17 protein-coding genes are annotated in these 19,931 nt (G+C 62.3%); 10 read left to right on the top strand and 7 right to left on the bottom strand.

Going from position 1 to position 19,931, the window contains the following annotated elements:
• Nucleotides 1-79: 79 nt before the first annotated feature.
• Both NKH80_RS08485 and NKH80_RS08480 read right to left on the bottom strand, forming a co-directional pair.
• Nucleotides 80-1,693 carry a DHA2 family efflux MFS transporter permease subunit gene (locus NKH80_RS08485; RefSeq protein ID WP_352736960.1) on the bottom strand — a complete coding sequence of 538 codons (1,614 nt, stop codon included), beginning with the start codon at nt 1,691-1,693 and terminating at the stop codon, nt 80-82.
• Nucleotides 1,690-2,793, bottom strand: coding sequence for an HlyD family secretion protein (locus NKH80_RS08480; RefSeq protein WP_352990917.1), 1,104 nt, complete (start codon nt 2,791-2,793; stop codon nt 1,690-1,692). The genes NKH80_RS08485 and NKH80_RS08480 overlap by 4 nt, the downstream gene beginning before the upstream one ends.
• A 350-nt stretch (nt 2,794-3,143) precedes the next feature.
• Here NKH80_RS08480 and NKH80_RS08475 point away from each other — a divergent pair, with 350 nt between their 5' ends.
• Entirely contained in the window at nt 3,144-3,575 is a 432-nt protein-coding gene (locus NKH80_RS08475; RefSeq protein ID WP_254817079.1) for a hypothetical protein, read from the top strand.
• A gap of 263 nt (nt 3,576-3,838) precedes the next feature.
• Here NKH80_RS08475 and NKH80_RS08470 read toward each other — a convergent pair whose 3' ends face one another.
• The 3 genes from NKH80_RS08470 to NKH80_RS08460 all read right to left on the bottom strand — a co-directional run bounded on the left by NKH80_RS08470 (nt 3,839) and on the right by NKH80_RS08460 (nt 6,359).
• The gene (locus NKH80_RS08470) at nt 3,839-5,029 is read right to left on the bottom strand and encodes an NADH-quinone oxidoreductase subunit D (protein WP_352990914.1); all 1,191 of its coding nucleotides are present in this window, start codon (nt 5,027-5,029) and stop codon (nt 3,839-3,841) included.
• 66 nt (nt 5,030-5,095) lie between these two features.
• Nucleotides 5,096-5,521 (bottom strand): hypothetical protein, encoded by a 426-nt coding sequence (locus NKH80_RS08465; protein WP_352990911.1) that lies wholly within the window; start codon nt 5,519-5,521, stop codon nt 5,096-5,098.
• A gap of 163 nt (nt 5,522-5,684) precedes the next feature.
• The gene (locus NKH80_RS08460; RefSeq protein ID WP_352990908.1) at nt 5,685-6,359 is read right to left on the bottom strand and encodes a DUF2161 domain-containing phosphodiesterase; all 675 of its coding nucleotides are present in this window, start codon (nt 6,357-6,359) and stop codon (nt 5,685-5,687) included.
• A 334-nt stretch (nt 6,360-6,693) separates the two neighbouring features.
• On the opposite strand from NKH80_RS08460, the gene NKH80_RS08455 reads away from it, so the two are divergent.
• The 7 genes from NKH80_RS08455 (at nt 6,694) to apnL (ending at nt 15,031) form a co-directional block, all read left to right on the top strand.
• Entirely contained in the window at nt 6,694-7,521 is an 828-nt protein-coding gene (locus NKH80_RS08455) for a phosphogluconate dehydrogenase C-terminal domain-containing protein (RefSeq protein ID WP_352990905.1), read from the top strand.
• Between the two features lie 264 nt (nt 7,522-7,785).
• Nucleotides 7,786-8,727, top strand: a complete 942-nt coding sequence (locus tag NKH80_RS08450; protein WP_352647513.1) for a D-ribose ABC transporter substrate-binding protein — start codon at nt 7,786-7,788, stop codon at nt 8,725-8,727.
• 111 nt (nt 8,728-8,838) lie between these two features.
• Entirely contained in the window at nt 8,839-9,489 is a 651-nt protein-coding gene (locus tag NKH80_RS08445; protein ID WP_352990902.1) for a DUF2291 family protein, read from the top strand.
• On the top strand, nt 9,486-11,030 hold the full coding sequence (locus tag NKH80_RS08440; protein ID WP_352990899.1) for a sugar ABC transporter ATP-binding protein: 1,545 nt from the start codon (nt 9,486-9,488) through the stop codon (nt 11,028-11,030). Before NKH80_RS08445 ends, NKH80_RS08440 begins: the two co-directional genes overlap by 4 nt.
• Nucleotides 11,027-12,091 (top strand): ABC transporter permease, encoded by a 1,065-nt coding sequence (locus tag NKH80_RS08435; RefSeq protein WP_352702875.1) that lies wholly within the window; start codon nt 11,027-11,029, stop codon nt 12,089-12,091. Before NKH80_RS08440 ends, NKH80_RS08435 begins: the two co-directional genes overlap by 4 nt.
• Nucleotide 12,092: 1 nt before the next feature.
• Nucleotides 12,093-13,127 (top strand): Gfo/Idh/MocA family protein, encoded by a 1,035-nt coding sequence (locus NKH80_RS08430; protein WP_352877656.1) that lies wholly within the window; start codon nt 12,093-12,095, stop codon nt 13,125-13,127.
• The gene (gene apnL / locus NKH80_RS08425) at nt 13,124-15,031 is read left to right on the top strand and encodes a D-apionate lactonase (protein WP_352990894.1); all 1,908 of its coding nucleotides are present in this window, start codon (nt 13,124-13,126) and stop codon (nt 15,029-15,031) included. Before NKH80_RS08430 ends, apnL begins: the two co-directional genes overlap by 4 nt.
• A 77-nt stretch (nt 15,032-15,108) precedes the next feature.
• On the opposite strand, the gene NKH80_RS08420 is transcribed toward apnL, so the two are convergent.
• Both NKH80_RS08420 and NKH80_RS08415 read right to left on the bottom strand, forming a co-directional pair.
• Complete coding sequence (locus NKH80_RS08420) at nt 15,109-16,077, bottom strand: GlxA family transcriptional regulator (RefSeq protein ID WP_352689988.1); 969 nt, start codon at nt 16,075-16,077, stop codon at nt 15,109-15,111.
• Between the two features lie 277 nt (nt 16,078-16,354).
• Nucleotides 16,355-17,068 carry a transcriptional regulator NanR gene (locus NKH80_RS08415; RefSeq protein WP_023720267.1) on the bottom strand — a complete coding sequence of 238 codons (714 nt, stop codon included), beginning with the start codon at nt 17,066-17,068 and terminating at the stop codon, nt 16,355-16,357.
• Between the two features lie 183 nt (nt 17,069-17,251).
• Between NKH80_RS08415 and oiaX the strand changes: the two genes are divergently transcribed.
• Together oiaX and NKH80_RS08405 are read left to right on the top strand one after the other, a co-directional pair.
• On the top strand, nt 17,252-18,514 hold the full coding sequence (gene oiaX, locus NKH80_RS08410) for a 3-oxo-isoapionate-4-phosphate decarboxylase OiaX (RefSeq protein WP_352990891.1): 1,263 nt from the start codon (nt 17,252-17,254) through the stop codon (nt 18,512-18,514).
• Between the two features lie 4 nt (nt 18,515-18,518).
• Complete coding sequence (locus tag NKH80_RS08405) at nt 18,519-19,910, top strand: four-carbon acid sugar kinase family protein (protein WP_352990888.1); 1,392 nt, start codon at nt 18,519-18,521, stop codon at nt 19,908-19,910.
• Nucleotides 19,911-19,931 lie beyond the last annotated feature (21 nt).

Below are 19,931 nucleotides of genomic sequence, written 5' to 3'. Positions count from 1 at the left end.
CTTGGCGCAGAACAACGCAGCGGGTCGGCTGGTTCCCGGCTTGCGCGTTTTTGGAAAACCACACCGTCGCACTTGCCGGTCAGCCCATTTCGGGATTCGGCTGGCTGCCACCCGACTTGCTTGACCGCAGCAGCAGCGCCAGCGGAACCAGCAGGGCGGTTGCCACCGCGCAGTAGCGGAAGACATCGACATAGGCGAGCAGCGTTGCCTGGCGGGCGATCAACTGACCAAGCCAGCCGATCGCCTGCTGCTTCGCCTCGACCATCGGCGAACCCTGGGCGACGAAATGCTCAGTCGCCTGCCGAAGCGCCTGCTGATAGGCGGGCGACGATTGCACGGTGTGGCCGACCAGATTCGATTGATGGATCTGGGAGCTTTGCGAAATGACGGTGTTGGACAGCGAGACGCCGATGCTGCCGCCGATATTGCGTGCAACGTTGATCAGCGCCGATGCCTGGTTGGTCTTCTGCGGGGGCAGGCCGACATAGGCCGCGGTTGAAATGGGAATGAACAGGAACGGCAGCCCGACCATCAGGAAAACACGGGCAAAGGCAAAGAAGCGGAAGCTGGCGTCCGGAGTAAGCGCGGTCATATGCCAAAGGGCCACTGCGACCACCGACATGCCCATCATGATCAGATATTTGGGCTGCACGATGCTGCCTACAAATCCGGACACCGGCATCAAGATCAGCATGGCGATGCCGCCCGGCATCATCGAAAGGCCCGAGAGCGTCGCGGTGTAGGCAAATGTCGTCTGCTGCAGCTGCGGCACGATCTGGGTGGTGCTGAACAGGATAGCACCGACCGCCATCATGACCAGGAACGCCGTGCCGAACTGGCGCGTGAATAATAGGCGCATGTCGACGACCGGATCGCTGCGACTGATTTCCCATGGGATAAGCAGCAGGAACGCGATCGCGGAAATCACTGCGAAAGTGGTGATGAAATTCGAGTCGAACCAATCGTAGCGCTGGCCCCGGTCGAGAAAGATCTCCAGGCACCCCAAGGCTATCGCGACCAGGACGAAACCGACCCCATCGATCTTCAGGCCGCCTTTCAGCCGTTCCTTGCGTTCGCGTTCGAGTACGTCCGGTTCGACCAACAGCCACTGCACCAGCGCCAGCGACAGGATGCCGAACGGCACGTTGATGAAGAAGATCCAGTGCCAGGAGAAATGGTCCGTCAGCCAGCCGCCGATCGTCGGCCCGACCGTCGGTGCGACGATGACCGCAATGCCGTAAAGCGCGAAGGCCTGCGAGCGCTTTTCTGGCGGGAAGGTATCGGCAAGGATCGATTGCTCGCTTGGCGCCATGCCGCCGCCGCCGAGTCCCTGAAGGACCCTGAACAGGATGAGCAGTTCCAGGTTGGGCGCCAGTCCGCACAGCAGCGACGCGACGGTGAAGGTCGCAACGCAGAGCATGTAGTAGCGCTTGCGGCCGATGACGTTTGCCAGCCAGCCGCTGACCGGGATGATCACCGAGTTGGCAACGAGATAGGTGGTAATCACCCAGGTGCTTTCGTCCATTCCGGCCGCCAGGCTGCCGGCGATATTGCGCAGGGCTACATTGGCGATCGAGGTGTCCAGCACCAGCATGAAAGTGGCGATGGAGACGGCGACGGCGATAAGCCAGGGATTGTGCGTCCCGGCGGCGGATCGGCTTTCGCCCTGATTTCTGGCGGTTTCGCCGTTCATCGCACCTTGACCGTCGGCACCACCGACAGACCTGGACCGAGAAGCACATCCGGCGGCTTGTCGAAGACGATCTTGACCGGCACGCGCTGCACCACCTTGACGTAATTGCCGGTGGCATTTTCAGCCGGCAGGAGGCTGAAGGCGGTGCCGCTGCCGGCCTGGATGCTGTCGACGCGGCCATGGAAGGACTTGTGCGGGTAGGCGTCGATGTCGATGTCGACCGGCTGTCCCTGCCGCATCAGATCGAGCTGCGTCTCCTTGAAGTTGGCCTTCACCCAGACCTCGTCGGGAACGAACATCATCAATACCTGGCCGGGTTGGGCGTAGGTGCCGTTCGCGGCGGAAATGCTCGTTGCGCGCCCGGCTGCGGGTGCTGTGATAGTCGTGCGCGACAGCGTCGTGCGGGCTTGCTCCTGGCTGGCCTTGGCCTGCTTGAGCTGCGCCTCGGCGCTCCTGGCCTGTGCCTGCAAGACCGAAACCTGGCTTTTTGCCGAGGCGACATTGGCCTCGGCGCTGTCCAGCGCGGCCTGGTCCTGACGCAACGTCGATGCCGCCTGCTGCGCCTGCTGCTGCGTTGCCGTGCCCCTTGCCAGGAGTTCGCGGTTGCGTTGATCCTCGGCCTTGGCGAAATCCAGCGCTGCCTTGGCCTGGGCAACCTGCCTCTGGGCAGCGTTCACCTTCGCGTTTTGAGCCTCGATCTGGGCGGTGACATTGACGATTGCGGCCTCGGCCGCAGCGACGCCGGCATCGGCCTGCTTCAGGTTTGCCTGATAGTCGCTGTCATCGATACGCAGGAGGACATCGCCGGCCTGTACATGCTGATTGTCGGTAACCGCCAGCTCGGTAACGCGGCCGGCTATTTGCGCGCCGATCGTCACCGTGCGCGCGTCTATGAAGGCGTCGTCGGTCGATTCGTACTGGCGAGCGTTCAGCCACCAGATCGCGATGCCTGCCGCGCCCAGCAACAGCGCAAGTGCTATCGCTGCGGCCGCATAGGGATGGCGCCTGGGAAAGCCGAGCAGACCGGCCTTTCGCTGCGAGGCATTCCCGTCGGGCTTTTCCTGCCGGGGCTGTGCCGATCGCCCACGAGATTCTCGCACCCGGGCCGGTTGCTCCCGAGTTTCATTTACAGGCTCGACGTCTCGTTCGACGCTTTGAGGCTTCGTGTCCAACGGAATTGCTTTCAAGACTGATATTGCAGCCGCCGAAGCGGACGCAAAGCCAAACGGCAAGCCTCCGCAAAAGTTCCTGTCCGGAATGGGGTGGTCCGGTTAACGGGTCGACATCGAACCCCACCGAGCGGTGCCGGCGCGTTCGAACTAGAGCGCCGATTCACCGGGTAGGTGATTCATATGCTTCATGTTGCGGCGGTCCGGCCTTGTCAGCGCTCCACGGCGCGATAATTGCTCATAAAGGCGTGGGCAAATTCACCTGTCGACAGGAGCCGACCATGAAACATCAAACACTCGACCAACTGCAAGCCGTCGCGGAAGTTGAGTCCTTCGCGGCGTATCCGGCGATGACTCGAAACCAGCGGATTGAACGTTGGGCGGAACTTCTCGAACAAAATCCGACGCGATGCCTTGGGGCGCTTCCAGGCACCGAATATATGAACAGGGAAGCGCGCGACAGATCGCGTGGTGCTGGAACGCCGCTCACCGTCGCCTTCGAGGATCCGGTTCTGCGTGCCATGGGGCTGAAGGACGATACCTACGGTGAGGCAAAGCGCTTCTTCGAACTGAGCGACCGGCAGTTGCACCAAATCGTTTGCCATTGCCATGTCGGTGCTACGATGCAAGCGCGATGGGCCGCTGCCAGGGTGCGCGGGATAGTCCGCGGCAACAGATTTGTTGCCTGGTTGAAGGGATTGATCGCGCATTGACGCGGTACGAGGAACGGCGGAACACGCGTTCTTTCCGCGCCGTGGAGAGCGCTTCCGAACTTGGAAGGGCACGTGCCACGTCGGGCCGCGCAGATTGTGAAAGTCCTCGACGCTTGGCTGCGCCTTGTCGCGGCCATGCGTCCGTTTTGATGCGAGAATTTGAGTTGGCCCGCCGCAAGTGAGAGCCGTCGTCCGACCGGCGTTCGAGCGCAGTCGAGGCAGGTGCGATCTGGCTAGGATGGACCCGCGACCCTTCGACGTGGCTAACGATCGATTTCTCCGAACACGATGTCGAGCGAGCCGATGATCGCGGCAACATCGGCGATCATATGGCCTCGGGACAGGAAATCCATCGCCTGCAGGTGGGCGAACGAAGGTGCGCGGATCTTGCATCGGTAGGGAACATTGCCTCCGTCCGACACGAGGTAGACGCCGAACTCGCCCTTCGGCGCCTCGACGGCGGCATAGACTTCACCGCTCGGCACGCGAATGCCTTCGGTGTAGAGTTTGAAGTGGTGGATCGTCGCTTCCATCGAGCGCTTCATCGTGGCACGCGGCGGCGGCGTGATCTTGTGGTTCGGGATCGCGACCGGTCCCTGGCCGTCGGGTGAGCGCAACTTTTCCAGGCATTGCCGCATGATCCGCACCGACTGGCGCATTTCCTCCATGCGTACGAGATAGCGGTCGTAGCAGTCGCCATGCTTGCCGACTGGGATATCGAAATCCATCTCCGAATAGCATTCGTATGGCTGCGCCTTGCGCAGATCCCATGAGGCGCCCGATCCGCGCACCATCACGCCGGAAAAGCCCCAGGCCCAGGCATCATCGAGGCCGATCACGCCGACATCGACATTGCGCTGCTTGAAGATGCGGTTCTCGGTCAACAGCTCTTCGAGATTGTCGCAGACCTTGAGGAAGGGATCGCAGAACCTCCAGATGTCGTCGAGGAGTTCCGGCGGCAGATCCTGATGCACGCCGCCGACCCTGAAATAATTCGCGTGCATGCGGGCGCCGGACGCGCGCTCATAAAAGACCATCAGCTTCTCGCGCTCGGCGAAACCCCAGAGCGGCGGCGTCAGCGCGCCGATGTCCATGGCTTGCGTGGTGACGTTGAGGAGGTGCGATAACAGCCGGCCTATTTCGCAGAAAAGCACGCGAATGAGCTGTCCGCGTTTCGGAACCGATATTTCGAGGAGCTTCTCGGCGGCGAGACAGAATGCATGCTCCTGGTTCATCGGCGCGACGTAGTCGAGCCGGTCGAAATAGGGCAAGGCCTGCAGGTAGTTCTTGTACTCGATGAGCTTTTCGGTGCCGCGATGCAGCAGGCCGATATGGGGATCGGCGCGTTCCACGATCTCGCCGTCGAGTTCGAGCACCAGCCGCAGGACGCCGTGAGCGGAGGGATGTTGTGGCCCGAAATTGATGGTGAAGTTGCGAACTGCAGCCTCGACCATGACAGTCCTCCGCGATCAGGCGGGCTTTGGTTCCGTGCCGGAGCCGGCTTGTCCGCTTTCAGCCGCTCACGTCGTCGTCTGGATGATCAGCGTCAGCGTGCCGTCGCCGTCAATATTGGCCGCCACGACCTGCGTGGAATTAAGCCCGTTCGCCGCCAGTGCCGATGCCGCCTGCGGCGATGCGTCGATCGAACTTTGCAGGATGCGCAAATCCTCGGCGCTGGTCTGGGTGACGACGGCCTCCGCCTGTGCCTTGATGTCAGGAGGCAGATCCTCCATCGCCACGATTGTCACTGCGGTGAAATTCTGGGCGGAGAAGGGATCGTCCGGTGTAGCCTGGTCGGGAGTGGTCCCTTGGGGCGTGGCTTGCTCTGGCAAGGTTTGCGGCGCCGTCGGCGGCACAGGGGCAAGCTCTGGTCCCACGGATTGCGCATAGACCGGCGAGGCAAGGGCCAGTGCCGAAAGTGTGGCAATTGTCGTCGATAGGCGCATGGCCGTTCCTTCCGTTTGCTCAGCGGACGATCAATTCGGTGACGACAAAACCATCGTGTCGAAATATGGTTCCGTGACTGAGGTGCTGTCTGTACTGAGTGCTGTCTGGCCGAAAGCCGTGATTGTCGCGGAGAGCAGGGCGCGAAATCCGGCGTTGCCTGTCTCAGGCAGCGGCGTGGCTGCGATCGGGCTGCGGCCAGCGCTGCAAGGCTTCACGGCCCTGAGCGGTCAGTTCGTAGATCCCGCGATCGGTGCGCGCGAACCAGCGATACACGTTGTGCAGCAGAATCTTGGGTGCGTTCGGCAGGTTGGGCTTCAAGTCACGCGGCCGTTTTGGGCCGTCGGCGAGTGCTGCGGCGCATGCCAGTGCCTGCTGGCGATAAGCGGTCATGATCGGCGCACGTGAGCCGCCGCCGGCGACAGGATCGCCCTGCCGACGCCGATGTTCGTCGATTAGTTTCGAGCGGCGCCGGGGATCCCGACGCGGAGCCAATGCCGTCGGGCTGAGCAGCACCTGAACCTCGCCATTCGGTCGCACACCAAGCAGGCCAAAGCCGAGCCGACGGCAGAGATTGCGGTATCTCACATCGCTCTCGCGGCCCTTGCCACGGGCCGACATGCATGCCGCGAGCCAGACCTCGTCGCTCGCCGCCATACGGTCGACGCCCTGGAGGATGAGCTCGAGATTGAACTTCAGCTTCAGCTCGCAGATGACGACGATCGGTGGAGAGTCGGCACTCAGCGCCAGCAAGTCGCAGCCGCCGATCTCGCCCTTGACCATAAATCCCAGGCCTTCGAGGAAGGCCTTGACCGGGCTGTAGAGTGAAATTTCGAGCATGGGCCTTTTGTTGGCTGCGAATCATCCCGCCGATCCGCGGTTCAGCGCGATGATCGCTCTTTGCCGTTGAACAGGAGGTAAACGACGGCCAAACAAATGGTCAGAGCAGTGCCGCGGCCGCTTGCGAATTTGGTATGCTGGTATAATGTGTACCTGAGGTAGCATGCTCCGCGTGGCTGCGCTGGACATCCGGGCGCCCGAGACATCGTCCAGGCATCGTCATTTGAGCGGCGGCTTCCCCGCGTTTTTATCCGCCAGCCGGCGGCAATGTGCATACAAGTCAATGGGATGACGATCGGTAGGGCCGTCGTTGGAATTCAGGAGTAACGGACATATGACAACGATTGTGCTGTTTGGTGCGGGCGGCAAAATGGGTTACCGTCTGGCGACCAATTTTCGTGGATCTTCGTATACGATACGCCATGTCGAGGTCAGCGACGCCGGCCGCGAGCGGTTGAAGTCGGGCCTCGGCATCGATGCCATCAGCGCCGATGAGGCGCTTGATTGCGCCGATGTGGTGATCCTGGCGGTGCCGGACACGCACATCGGCAAGGTTGCGGCGAGTATCGAGAGCAAGCTTGCGTCAGGCACGATGGTCGTCGTGCTCGACGCCGCGGCACCTTTCGCCGGGCATTTGCCGAAGCGGCCGGATCTGACCTATTTCGTCACCCACCCCTGTCATCCGCCGATCTTCAACGATGAGACCGACATGGCGGCCAAGAAGGACTATTTCGGCGGCGTCAAGGCCAAGCAGCATATGGTCAGCGCCTTGATGCAGGGACCGGAGGAGGATTTCGCCAAGGGTGAGGCGATCGCAAAGATCATCTGGGCGCCGGTCATGCGCTCCCATCGCGTCACTGTCGATCAGATGGCCCTGCTCGAGCCCGGCCTTTCGGAAACGGTATGCGCTTCGCTGCTCGTCGTCATGAAAGAGGCGGTTGACGAGGTGGTGGCGCGCGGGGTCGACAAGCAGGCGGCGCTCGACTTCCTGCTTGGTCATATGAACGTGCTTGGCGCCGTCATCTTCGGCGAGACCAAAGGCGTGTTCTCCGACGCCTGCAACAAGGCGATAGAGTTCGGCAAGCCGGTTCTGATGCGCGACGACTGGAAACGGGTGTTCGAGCCGGAGGAGATTGCCGCGAGCATCCAGCGCATCACTTGAGGGCAGCGACGGGTCTTTCGGAACATATCACCTGAAATTGTCATTGACTCATTATACCAGTTGCCTTAGCTGTTCGATGGATCGGACCGTCAAGCTTCGCAGCAGGCTCAGGGGCCAGATGAGTGGGGTTAATGGGAAGCGATCCGTCGAAGTGAAGCCAGCAAAGGCTTGTGAATCTGACGCGACCCGCCACCTACGGCCGGCTAGCGAAATCGAATGCATATAGCCTTGGGACAAGGCGCGGATTTTCAACGGGAGGAATACATGAAACTGACACGCAGAATGACGCTTGCGGCTTTCGCCGGCGTGCTGGCGCTTGGCACCGCCGCACCCGCCTATGCGGCGGATTTGATCGCCATCATCACGCCCTCGCATGACAATCCGTTCTTCAAGGCGGAAGCTGTCGGCGCGGAGGCCAAGGCCAAGGAACTCGGCTACGAGGCGTTGGTGCTCGTCCATGACGACGACGCCAACAAGCAGTCCGAATTGATCGATACGGCGATCGGCCGCGGCGCCAAGGCGATCATCCTCGACAATGCCGGCGCCGACGCCACAGTCGCTGCGGTGCAGAAGGCCAAGGACGCAGGCGTTCCTTCCTTCCTGATCGATCGCGAGATCAATGCCACCGGCGTTGCCGTCGCGCAGATCGTCTCCAACAATTATCAGGGCGCCCAGCTCGGCGCGCAGGAATTCGTCAAGCTGATGGGCGAGAAGGGTAATTTCGTCGAGCTCGTCGGTAAGGAATCCGACACCAATGCCGGCATCCGCTCCAAGGGTTACCACGACGTCATCGACGACTATCCGGACCTGAAGATGGTGGCGCAGCAGTCGGCAAACTGGAGCCAGACCGAGGCCTATTCAAAGATGGAATCGATCCTCCAGGCCAATCCCGATATCAAGGGCGTGATCTCCGGCAACGACACGATGGCGATGGGCGCCTATGCGGCACTTGCCGCTGCCGGCCGCAAGGACGTGATCGTCGTCGGCTTCGACGGGTCGAACGACGTGCGCGACTCGATAACCTCCGGCGGCATCAAGGCGACGGTCCTGCAGCCGGCCTTCGCGCAGGCACAGATGGCGGTCGAGCAGGCCAACGACTTCATCAAGAACAAGAAGTCTCCGGCCGAGGAAAAGCAATTGATGGATTGCGTCCTGGTCAATGGCGACAATGCCGCCAAGCTGGAGACGTTCGCGCTGACCAACTGAGCCGGCGTAACATCAAGCGCAAGGGACGAGCTCCGGTTCGTCCCTTGCTTCCATTTCGCCCTTGCTTCCATTTCTCTGGGTGCTCCTGACCGCCATGCCGAACGAGCCGACATGTTCAACACGCTGACCCGGCCGATCCTCGTGTCGTTCCTTGCAGCTATAGTCAGCCTGACCGCCTGCAAGATCCTGCCGACGCCGTCAGCGGAAAATGGCGGCACTGGCTCGGCCTTCAATCCCGACAAGAAGGTCGAGGACATCTGGGCGGCGAAAGCGATACCCTACCTGCAGCAGAAGGCCGGCCCGTTTCCCGAGGTTCATGCTTTGGCGAAGACCGATCCCGCCGCTGCCGGCGCCAAATATGGCAACCCGAAAAAGCAGGCGAATTCGCCATGGACCTTCGCCGTCCGGCTCGGGGGCAAGGTCGTTGCAGCCAATACACAGTCACGCGCGGCGACAATGGACGTCGATGCCGACGGCGACGGCAAGGCGGATGCGCGGGTGCAGATCGGACCCGCGCTGCGCGGTACAGCGCTGCGCGACAGCCTTGACTTCATTCAATTCAACGATTTCACCAATCAGATCGACTTCGCCCAGTTCGGCAAGGCCTTCAACGCCTACGCCGACAAGACCGTGCTTTCCAAGCTGCCGCGCGAGGCACTCGAGGGCCGAAGCGTCAAGATCCTCGGCGCCTATACGCCAGGCAGTGGCCAGGACCTGCCGCTGGTGACGCCGGCGGAGGCAGAGCTCGGGCCGAAGCCATGACCGGCGATCAAAACGTCATCCTGAAGCTGGAGGATGTCTCGAAAGTGTATTCGGGCACCGTCGCGGTCAAACGTGCGAATTTCGAGGTGCGCAAGGGTGCGGTCAACGTGCTGGTCGGCGAAAACGGGGCCGGCAAATCGACGCTGATGAAGATCATCGCCGGCGTCGAGCAGCCGACGCTTGGGCGCATTCTGCTGGACGGCGAGGAGGTCTCCTTCTCGTCATCCGGGGACGCGGTAAATCGCGGCATCGGCATGGTATTCCAGGAGCTCAACCTATTCGGCAATCTGACCGTCGCCGAAAATATTTTTGCCACCCGCGAGATCACCAACCGCTTCCGCAAAATCGACCGCAAAGAGCAGGAGCGCCGCGCGGCGGAATTTCTTGAACGCCTGGAGGCTGGCATCCGGCCGGACATGCTGGTCGAGGATCTGCGCATCGGCCAGCAGCAGCTGGTCGAGATCGCCAAGGCGGTTTCGCTCGATGCGCGCATCCTGATCATGGACGAGCCGACCTCGGCGCTCAGCGCGGCGGAAGTCGAGATCCTGTTCAAGGTGATTGCCGAACTCAAGGCGCGCGGCGTGGCAATCGTCTACATCTCGCATCGGCTCGAGGAATTGATCCGCATCGGCGACACCATCACGGTGCTGCGCGACGGGCGCATCACCGGCCAGGCGAAGATGAAAGACGTCGACACCCAGTGGATCGTGCGGCAGATGATCGGCTCGGACGCCAAGGACTTCGCCAAGGCCGACGGCCATGTGCCGGGCGAGGAGATATTCCGCGCCGAGGACATTTGCCTACCGCGCGTCACCGGCGGGCTTGCGGTCGACCACGTCTCGCTGTCGCTGCGCGCTGGCGAGATCCTTGGCATCTACGGCCTGATGGGCGCCGGACGCAGCGAGCTGTTCGATTGCATCATGGGCCGCCACGGCCATTCGACCGGCGCGATATTCATTGCCGGCAAAAAGGTGCACGAGCGCGACACGACACGGCGCATCCGGCGCGGGCTGGCGCTGATCCCCGAAGACCGCCAACGCGAAGGGCTGGTGTCGATCCTCTCCGTCGCCAGCAATCTGACTCTGGCCAGCCTGTCGCGGTTCGTGCGCCTGTTCCACATTCGTGGTGCCGCCGAACGACAGGCGGTGACCCAGACGGTGCGCGAACTGGCCATCAAGGTCGCCGATCCGACGCAGGAAGTCTCGTCACTGTCGGGCGGCAACCAGCAGAAGGTGGTGATCGGCAAGGCGCTGCTCACCGGACCGAAGGTGCTGCTGATGGACGAGCCGAGCCGCGGCATCGACGTCGGCGCCAAGGCCGACGTTTTCCGCACCATGCGCAAGCTGTCGCGCGACGGCCTGGGCATCCTGTTTGCCACCTCCGATCTCGACGAAGTGATGGCGTTGTCCGACCGTGTCGCAGTGATGAGCAATGGAAAATTGACCGGTATCTTCGATCGCGCGGAGGCGACTGAGGCCGCGCTCGTCGCTGCCTCGGCCCTCGGCCACGGCCCGGTCCCGCACGGAGAGCAAGGTGCATGACTGACATTCCAGCCAAGGCGGTGGTCAACTCCATTTCGAGCGGCTCGGTCCTGCTGACGCTGATGAAGGCCAGGACGTTCATCGCGCTGATCGCCGTGCTGTTATTCTTCTCGATAGCTGCGCCCAATTTCCTATCGGCCGCCAATCTTATCCTGATGTCGAAGCACGTGGCGTTGAACGCATTCCTCGCAATGGGCATGACCTTCGTCATCATCACCGGCGGCATCGACCTGTCGGTCGGCTCGATCGTCGGCCTGTGCGGCATGGTGGCCGGCTATCTCGTGCTGAACGGCGTCGACCTGCAGGTCGGCTACACCATCTATTTCAACGTCTTCGAGATCGCGCTGATCACGCTTGCCGTCGGCATATTGATCGGCGCCGTCAACGGCTTGCTGATCACCAGGCTTAACGTTGCGCCGTTCATAGCCACGCTCGGCGTGCTCTATGTCGCACGCGGCCTGGCACTGCTGTCGTCCGACGGGCGCACCTTCCCCAATCTCGTCGGCAAGCCGGAGCTCGGCACCACGGGGTTCGGCTTCCTCGGCGCCGGCCGGCTGCTCGGCTTGCCGGTTTCGATATGGATATTGGTCGTCGTCGCACTGGGGGCGGCCTATCTCGCCAGATACACTCCGCTCGGCCGCCATATCTTCGCCGTTGGCGGCAATGAGCGGGCGGCGCGCATTTCGGGCGTCCGCGTCAACATGGTGAAGATGTTCGTCTACATGTTTTCCGGGTTCTGCGCGGCGATCGTCGGGCTGATCATCTCGTCCGAACTGATGGCCTCGCATCCGGCGACCGGAGAGAGCTTCGAACTCAACGCCATTGCCGCGGCAGTGCTCGGCGGCACCTCGATGTCGGGCGGACGCGGCACCATCGGCGGCACCATTGTCGGCGCCTTCGTAATCGGCATCCTTTCGGACGGGCTGGTGATGATGGGGGTGAGCTCGTTCTGGCAAATGGTAATCAAGGGCCTCGTCATCATCGTAGCCGTTGTCGTCGACCAAGCCCAGCGCCGGCTGCAGAGCCGTGTCACGCTGATGCAGATGGCAAAGGCCGGCTGACATGGCGGAGCTGCGTGGCGCGCTGATCGGCTGCGGCTTCTTTGCCGTCAACCAGATGCATGCCTGGCGCGACATAGAGGGTGCTTCGATTGCCGCCATCTGCGACCGCGATCCGGACCGGTTGAGGGTCGTCGGCGACCAGTTCGGCATCACGCGGCGCTATACCGACGCGGCTGCGCTGTTTGCCGGCGAAAGGTTGGATTTCGTCGACATCGCTACCACCGCACCAAGCCACAGAACGCTGGTGGAGATGGCGGCGCAGTATGGCGTTCCGGTAATCTGCCAAAAGCCGTTCGCGCCGTCGCTTGCCGACGCCAAGGCCATGGTGAAAGCCTGCGCCGACGCCGGCGTGCCGTTGATGGTGCATGAAAATTTTCGCTGGCAGTCGCCGATCCAGGCGGTGCGTGCGGTGCTCGACAGCGGCGAAATCGGCACCCCCTTCTTCGGACGGATCTCGTTCCGATCGGCTTATGACGTGTTTTCCGGCCAGCCCTATCTGGCGACCGGAAGGCGCTTCATTATCGAGGATCTCGGCATCCATATCCTCGACATCGCCCGCTTTCTGCTGGGCGACGTCTCGACGGTCACCGCGCGAACGGCGCGCGTCAATCCCGGCATAACCGGCGAGGACGTTGCGACGATGCTGATGGACCACACGGGCGGCGCCACTTCCGTGGTCGACTGTAGCTACGCCAGCAAGCTCGCGACAGAGCCGTTCCCCGAGATGCTGATCGAGATCGACGGCAAGGACGGCACGATCCGGCTGGCGCAGGGCTACCACCTCACCGTCACCGGCAGGAGCGGGACGGTCGTTAGCGACGTCTCGCCGCCGCTGCTGGCCTGGGCATCGCGGCCGTGGCACAACATCCAGGAAAGCGTCGTCGCCATTCAAAAACATTGGGTCGATTGCCTGACCAACGGAACCGAGCCCGCGACCTCAGGCGCGGACAACCTCAAGACATTAGCGCTGGTCGAGGCAGCGTACGCCGGCGCCGCAAGCCGGGAGCCGGTGCAACTCGACGCCTTGCTGAAATGACAGCCGACCCCTTCCTCCTCTACGGCACACGTGCCGTTGAAGCCGAACCGGTCAGGCTGCAAGCCGGCGCGCTGACGGCGGACTTCGTCAACGGCAATCTGCGCACCATTCGGCATGGCGGCACCGAAGTTCTGCGCGCTATCGCCTACATCGTCAGGGATCGCGACTGGGGCACCTACGAGCCGAGACTGGCCGATCTTGCCATCAAACAAAATGCCGAGGCTTTTTCCGTCAGCTATACGGCAAGTTGCCAAGCACCGGACGGCAGCCGGCTCGGCTTTCGTGCGACCATCAAGGGCTCCTCCGATGGCCAGCTGGTCTTCGACGTGAGCGCTCTTCCCGACAGCGATTTCGAAACCAATCGCTGTGGCTTCTGCATCCTGCATCCGATTGCCGGCTTGGCCGGCAGCCCGGTCGCGATCGAGCATACCGATGGCAGCGTGGTCGCGACCAGGCTTCCAGAGCTGATCGATCCCTGGCAGCCTTTCAAAGACCTGCGGGCGATCACCCATGAGGTCCGGCCGGGCGTCACCGCCGAATGCCGGATGGAAGGCGATGTGTTCGAGATGGAGGACCAGCGCAACTGGTCGGATGCCTCCTACAAGACCTATGTCCGGCCGCTCGCGCTGCCATGGCCATACGTGCTGCCTGCCGGCGAGACCTTCCGCCAGACCATCAGCTTGCGGATGGAGGGTGGCGGGAAAGCGCCGGCTGTCGCGGCAAGCGCCGAACCGATTCGTGTCACGCTCGGCCAAGCCGGACCGGCGCTGCCGGATATCGGCGTGATCATCTACCCGGATGAGGTCGAGGCGGCGTTGGGCAAGCTGCCGATGCTGTCCGAGCTTGGCCCGCAGCAATTGATGTTCCACTATGACCCGACGCGCGGCCACGAGCTCGATGCCTTGCGATCTTACGCCCAGCTCGCCGCCGCCTATCCGGTCCGGACAACGCTCGAATGTGTCATTGCCGGCGACGGCGATCTCGACGCCGAGCTTTCAGGCGTCGCCGACAGGGTGCGGCAGGCCGGGCTCGAGCTTTCGGCCATTGCCGTCTCGCCCTCGGCCGACCGGCAATCGACGCCACCGGGCAGCGCGTGGCCGCACTGCCCGCCGCTCGAGGACGTCTATGCCGCGACGCGGCGCGCCTTTCCCGACAGCCGCCTCGGCGGCGGCATGTTCAGCTATTTCACCGAACTCAATCGCAAGCGTGTGCCGGCCGATCCGCTCGATTTCGTCACGCATTGCACCTGCCCGATCGTGCACGCCGCCGACGATCTCAGCGTCATGCAATCGTTGGAGGCGCTGCCTTCCATCACAGCCTCGGTGAGGGCGATCTTCGGGGCAAAACCCTATCGGATCGGGCCGTCGACCATTGCCATGCGCCAGAACCCCTATGGCGGTGCGACCAAAGCCAATCCCGACAGTCAGTGCATTCCTATGGCCGACCGCGACCCTCGCCATACCGGGCTGTTCGGAGCCGCATGGACGATCGGCTATGCCGCACGTGTTGCGCCGGCCGGACTCGAAATGCTGACGCTCTGCAGCTTCACCGGACCATTCGGCGTGCTGGCCTCGTCGGGCGAACCTGTCGAAGAAGGTACACCCCGGCCGATTTTCCACGCGGTGAAAGGACTTTGCGATCTGGCCGGCCATGCGCATGTGGCGGCGACAACGACCGATGAGAGGCGGGTGCTGGCACTTGCCGGCCGCTCCCAGACAGGCAAGATCATCATCTGGCTGGCGAACCTTACCCCGGTCGACGTTCCGGTCGACGTTTCCGGGCTCGGCTCCGATCAGGGCCCTCTCAAGATTTGGAATGGACGACTGTCACGCCAGATTCCGCGCGATACGTCGGGCCGAGACCATCTTGTGATGACACCCTACGCAATCGTCCGGATCGGCTGAAGTCATTTGCCGAGGCTCATGGGTAGCCGCACTTGCGTAGCGGTTGCGTGTAGCCGCAGCACTCCGCTGCCGAGTTGTCACCGGATTTGCTTTCGAAACTCGCCCGGTGCCATTCCAGTTGTCTTGGAAAAAAGACGGCTGAACGAGGCGACGTCCTGATAACCCACCCGATAGCAAATTTCTGAAACGCTCAGTTTCGTTTCCTCAAGCATGGACCTTGCCAACTCCAGCCGCCTTTCCTGGATCCATTTTCCCGGCGTTGTCTGGAGTTCGTCGAAAAACCTGCGAGACAGGGTTCGCGAAGACATGCCCAATTCGGTTGCCAGAAATTTCAGATCGATTTCCGACATCTTGTCTTTCGAGAGCTCACGCAACTTGTCCTCGAATGGGCTGGCTCCGTACGAAATTCCATCGAGGGAAAATTCGTAGGGACTCTGGAATGTGCGCGGCGGCGGGAGAACCAGAAGTTTTCGAATGATCCGCTCTTCCTTCGAGAAGCCCAGATCGATCAGCAAAGCCCTGGCGAGTTCGAGTCCGGAAAACCCGCCTCCGCATGTGTAGAGGCGGTCCTGGCGAATGAGGAGCCGGGAAGCGTCCCATCGCACTTGCGGAAACCGGCGGCTTGCCTCGGCTCTCAGCCACCAGGATATCGTCGCGCGTTTACCGTCCAATAATCCCGAATTGGCGAGCAGATAACACGCGCCGCAATGTGCTGCGATGATTGCGTCCTGCTGCTGCGCGAGCGCGATCAGCGGTTTTGAATGTTCACTCTCCTCGTCGAGCGAGCGCAGAAGCTCCGGAATCTCGACACCCGGCATGGCAATGAGAATCAGGACATCCATTTTCCGGGATGGTTGAGCTTTTGTCGGGAAGGAAATTCCGGTGCTTGATGCCGACGGCGCGCTCCTTGAAACGAACTCACAGGAGAGAACCTGCGAACGGCAGACATCATTCACAAGCTGAAACATTTCCACGAGCGTCGAGACGACGGCCGAATAGAAATTCGACGGCAGCCAGATCACAACGTGGAGGCTCCTGACAGCCATTGCGGTACTCCAGTGTCGTTCTCGTGGATGGCAAGCCTAGCATAGTCTTTGCAAGAATTGCCAATCCAGGCCAAGCGCGCGGGCTCCAGGAGGGCCTATGCGGGCTTGCTGACGAAAGCGGGCCGCGGAAATCGTTGAATGAAAACACGCGGCAAATACATCGGATTCAGAGGGCAACAGAAAACTGCGTCGGTCCGGCTCAGGCTGATCTGTGGTCAGTCAGTAGGCCGAGAGCAGGTGCCGGCCGCTACGCCGGTCGGGACCTTGCTCTTGGTTTTCAGCTGCCGGAGTTCATCACGTAAAGCGCACGCGAGCGTTCGAGGTGCTTGATCATCGCCTTCTCGGCGCCATCCGCATCCTTGGCTTCGATGCGTCCGATGATCTCTTCGTGCTCGGTCAGCGTGAACTTTTCCTTGCCGGTCCAGATCAGCATTTCGGTGTGGTATTCCTTTAGCCAGCCAAGCATTGCCTCGCTGACGGCGACATAGATCGGGTTGCCGGATATCGCCGAGATCTGGGTGTGGAATTTCATGTCGGCGGATATGAAGGCTTCCGAGTCGCCACGATGGCTGCGCTGCTCTGCAACCGTTGCGCGCAACCGCTGCACGTCCTCGGCGGTTGCCTTCTCCGCGGCCTCCCTGACCATGCCGCGCTCGAAGAAGATACGCGCGTTCTTGAGGTGCTCCAGCGTGTCCTTCGACGACGACAGGATGATCTTGGCGGCGCCGTCGACCTGTTTGATGATCGACTTGGCGGTCAGCTGCAGCACTTTCGCCCGTTCGCCATGCGAGATCGCGACGAGGCCCATATTGCTCAATGCCTGCATTGCCTCGCGGATCGCCGGCCTGCCGACCTCGAAGCGCTCCATCAATTCGCGCTCCGATGGCATGTCGTCACCCGGCAGCAATTCGCCGCTGGTGATCAGGCGCTTCAGTCTCAAGAATACTTCGTCGGAAAGCTTGCGCCGGACGATCGGCTCCGAACGGTTCATCGTCGCGAATCACTCCTTTGACCGGCCCCTATCTAGCATTTCCGGCGCGAATTCCGGAACGCCTGCTGCCGGCTCGCCCGGCTCTGCCCAGCCGGATAGGGCTTGCAAAGCTTATGTACTCATTATACCAGATTTCAAGGGCCAAGGAACCTTTTTCGAACCACCCCGGCAGGCCGCGCGAATATGATTGTTCTAACCTATCGCATCGAAACGCCCGGCAATGTCGAGGCGCTGGCGGCCAAGATCGCAAGCGACCAGTCGACCGGAACCTTCGTCGCGCTGGCCGGCGAGACCGAAGAACTCAAGGCCAGGGTCGCGGCGCGAGTCCTGGCGATACGGCATCTGCCCGATGCGGATCGGCCGTCTCTTCCCGAAACCGGTCCCGAAGCGCGCAATGGCCCGGTCAAGCGCGCCGACGTCGACATCGCGTTTCCGCTAGACGCCATCGGCACCGACTTGTCGGCGTTGATGACCATCGCCATCGGCGGCACATTTTCGATCAAGGGCCTGTCCGGTATCCGGATCGTCGACATGAGGCTACCCGAGGAGTACCGGGGCGCGCATCCGGGCCCGCAATTCGGCGTCACGGGCAGCCGCAGGCTGACCGGTGTCGCGGATCGTCCGATCATCGGGACCATCGTCAAGCCGGCGCTGGGGCTCCGCCCGCCCGAGACGGCCGCAATGGTGCAAGAGCTGATTGCCGCCGGCGTCGATTTCATCAAGGACGACGAGAAGCTGATGAGCCCGGCCTATTCACCGCTGTCGGAGCGGGTGAGGGCAATCATGCCGCTGATCCTCGACCACGAGCAGAAGACCGGCAAGAAGGTCATGTATGCCTTCGGCATCTCACATGCCGATCCCGACGAGATGATGCGAAACCACGACCTGGTGGCAAAGGCCGGCGGCAATTGCGCCGTGGTCAACATCAATTCGATCGGTTTCGGCGGCATGGCTTACCTTCGAAAACGCTCCAGCCTTGTGCTCCATGCCCACCGCAATGGCTGGGACATTCTCACCCGCCATCCCGGCCTCGGCATGGATTTCAAGATCTGGCAGCAGTTTTGGCGGTTGCTCGGCGTCGACCAGTTCCAGATCAACGGCATCGCCTCGAAATACTGGGAACCCGACTGGTCCTTCGTCGAATCCTTCAAGGCGGTGGCCTCGCCGATCTTTTCGCCGGCCGATTGCGCATTGCCGGTCGCCGGTTCCGGCCAGTGGGGCGGGCAGGCGCCTGAAACGTTCCAGCGAACCGGCCGGACGGTGGATCTTCTCTATCTGTGCGGCGGTGGCATCGTCAGCCACCCGGACGGGCCGGGCGCCGGCGTGCGCGCCGTGCAGCAGGCCTGGCAGGCGGCGGTCCAGGACATTCCGTTGTCGGATTATGCCTTGAGCCATGTCGAGCTGGCGCGGTCGATCGAGAAGTTCGGCGACGGCAAGGCGGCCTGACGCCATGCAGAACCTGCTTCTGAGTTATTATGGCGACGACCTGACCGGCTCGACCGACGTGATGGAGGCGCTCGAGCTCGGCGGCGTGCCGACCGTGCTGTTCATGCGCCAGCCGGACGAGGCGCTGCTTTCGCAATTTGCGCATTGCCGCGCCCTTGGGCTGGCCGGCACCAGCCGCAGCGAGACGCCGCAGTGGATGGACACGCATCTGCGAGATGCCTTCGCCTGGCTGAAGACCCTTAACGCCGAGATCTGCCACTACAAGGTCTGCTCGACCTTCGATTCCAGCCCGGTGATCGGCAGCATCGGCCGGGCGATCGAGATCGGCTGCTCGGTTTTCCGGCAAGACGGCGTGCCGCTGGTGGTCGGCGCGCCGCAACTGAAGCGCTACACCGCCTTCGGCCATCTGTTCGCGGCCTATCGCGAAAAATATTTCCGCATCGACCGCCATCCCGTGATGAGCCGCCATCCGATCACGCCGATGGACGAATCCGACCTGCTGATCCACCTGTCGCGCCAGACCAGCCTCGCCTCGGGCCTGGTCGACCTGGCGACGCTGCAGTCTGCGTCGCGGTCGGAAGCATTCGATCGGCTTGTGGAGGATGGCACAGGTATCGTGCTTGTCGATGTCGACAGCCTGGAAACCCAGGCGCTTGCCGGCAAGGAGATTTGGCGCGCTCGCAAGCCGGGCGGTTATTTCGTCGTCGGCTCTTCTGGCATCGAATATGCGTTGCTGGTCGAATGGGCATCGAACCGCATCGTGGATGCCAAACCCGCCTTTTCGCCGCCGGGCGCTGCCGACAGGATCGCCGTGGTCTCGGGGAGCTGCTCGCCGACGACGGAACGACAGATCCGGCATGCCCTGGCCGAAGGCTTCGACGGGATCGAGCTCGACCCGGTCGAACTGGTTTCTGAGGCTTCGAACGACGCTATTGCGCGCGCGGTCGCAACCGGCCGCTCCAGCCTACGGGCCGGGCGGAGCGTCATCCTCTACACCGCGCTCGGACCTGCGGCCGACCGCGGTGCTGAAATCGATCTCAGGGAAGGCGCCCGCCATAAGCTCGGCCGCGGCCTTGGCGAGCTTCTCCGCGAACTGACGCTTCAAGAGAAGCTGCCGCGCGTGGTCATCGCCGGCGGCGACACGTCGAGCCATGCACTTGGCCAGATGGGCGTCGACGCGCTGACGGTGCGAATGCCGCTGCCGGCATCGCCGGGCTCGCCGCTTTGTGTGGCGCATTCGCGCGTAAAGGCGATCGACGGGCTGGAAATTGCCCTCAAGGGCGGGCAGGTCGGAACCGACCGCTATTTCTCCACTATTCGCGATGGAGTCGGGTCGGCGGTTGAGAGCGGGAAACATCCGTTCAAATCGGTGATGCTCGATCGAGATCAGGGATAGTCATCAGCCGGCAAACCAGAA

This window comes from Mesorhizobium sp. M0904 (genome assembly GCF_040319475.1).
In the GTDB taxonomy this organism is placed as follows: Bacteria; Pseudomonadota; Alphaproteobacteria; order Rhizobiales; family Rhizobiaceae; genus Mesorhizobium.
Note: the sequence above shows the minus strand (reverse complement) of the source record. Positions and strands in the feature narration are given on the sequence as shown.

What these genes read in the sequence shown, in the direction of transcription:
- NKH80_RS08485 (WP_352736960.1), bottom strand. Translation starts at nt 1,693, where the DNA reads ATGAACGGCGAAACCGCCAGAAATCAGGGCGAAAGCCGATCCGCCGCC.
- NKH80_RS08475 (WP_254817079.1), top strand. Translation starts at nt 3,144, where the DNA reads ATGAAACATCAAACACTCGACCAACTGCAAGCCGTCGCGGAAGTTGAG.
- NKH80_RS08470 (WP_352990914.1), bottom strand. Translation starts at nt 5,029, where the DNA reads ATGGTCGAGGCTGCAGTTCGCAACTTCACCATCAATTTCGGGCCACAA.
- NKH80_RS08465 (WP_352990911.1), bottom strand. Translation starts at nt 5,521, where the DNA reads ATGCGCCTATCGACGACAATTGCCACACTTTCGGCACTGGCCCTTGCC.
- NKH80_RS08460 (WP_352990908.1), bottom strand. Translation starts at nt 6,359, where the DNA reads ATGCTCGAAATTTCACTCTACAGCCCGGTCAAGGCCTTCCTCGAAGGC.
- NKH80_RS08455 (WP_352990905.1), top strand. Translation starts at nt 6,694, where the DNA reads ATGACAACGATTGTGCTGTTTGGTGCGGGCGGCAAAATGGGTTACCGT.
- NKH80_RS08450 (WP_352647513.1), top strand. Translation starts at nt 7,786, where the DNA reads ATGAAACTGACACGCAGAATGACGCTTGCGGCTTTCGCCGGCGTGCTG.
- NKH80_RS08445 (WP_352990902.1), top strand. Translation starts at nt 8,839, where the DNA reads ATGTTCAACACGCTGACCCGGCCGATCCTCGTGTCGTTCCTTGCAGCT.
- NKH80_RS08440 (WP_352990899.1), top strand. Translation starts at nt 9,486, where the DNA reads ATGACCGGCGATCAAAACGTCATCCTGAAGCTGGAGGATGTCTCGAAA.
- NKH80_RS08435 (WP_352702875.1), top strand. Translation starts at nt 11,027, where the DNA reads ATGACTGACATTCCAGCCAAGGCGGTGGTCAACTCCATTTCGAGCGGC.
- NKH80_RS08430 (WP_352877656.1), top strand. Translation starts at nt 12,093, where the DNA reads ATGGCGGAGCTGCGTGGCGCGCTGATCGGCTGCGGCTTCTTTGCCGTC.
- apnL (WP_352990894.1), top strand. Translation starts at nt 13,124, where the DNA reads ATGACAGCCGACCCCTTCCTCCTCTACGGCACACGTGCCGTTGAAGCC.
- NKH80_RS08420 (WP_352689988.1), bottom strand. Translation starts at nt 16,077, where the DNA reads ATGGCTGTCAGGAGCCTCCACGTTGTGATCTGGCTGCCGTCGAATTTC.
- NKH80_RS08415 (WP_023720267.1), bottom strand. Translation starts at nt 17,068, where the DNA reads ATGAACCGTTCGGAGCCGATCGTCCGGCGCAAGCTTTCCGACGAAGTA.
- oiaX (WP_352990891.1), top strand. Translation starts at nt 17,252, where the DNA reads ATGATTGTTCTAACCTATCGCATCGAAACGCCCGGCAATGTCGAGGCG.
- NKH80_RS08405 (WP_352990888.1), top strand. Translation starts at nt 18,519, where the DNA reads ATGCAGAACCTGCTTCTGAGTTATTATGGCGACGACCTGACCGGCTCG.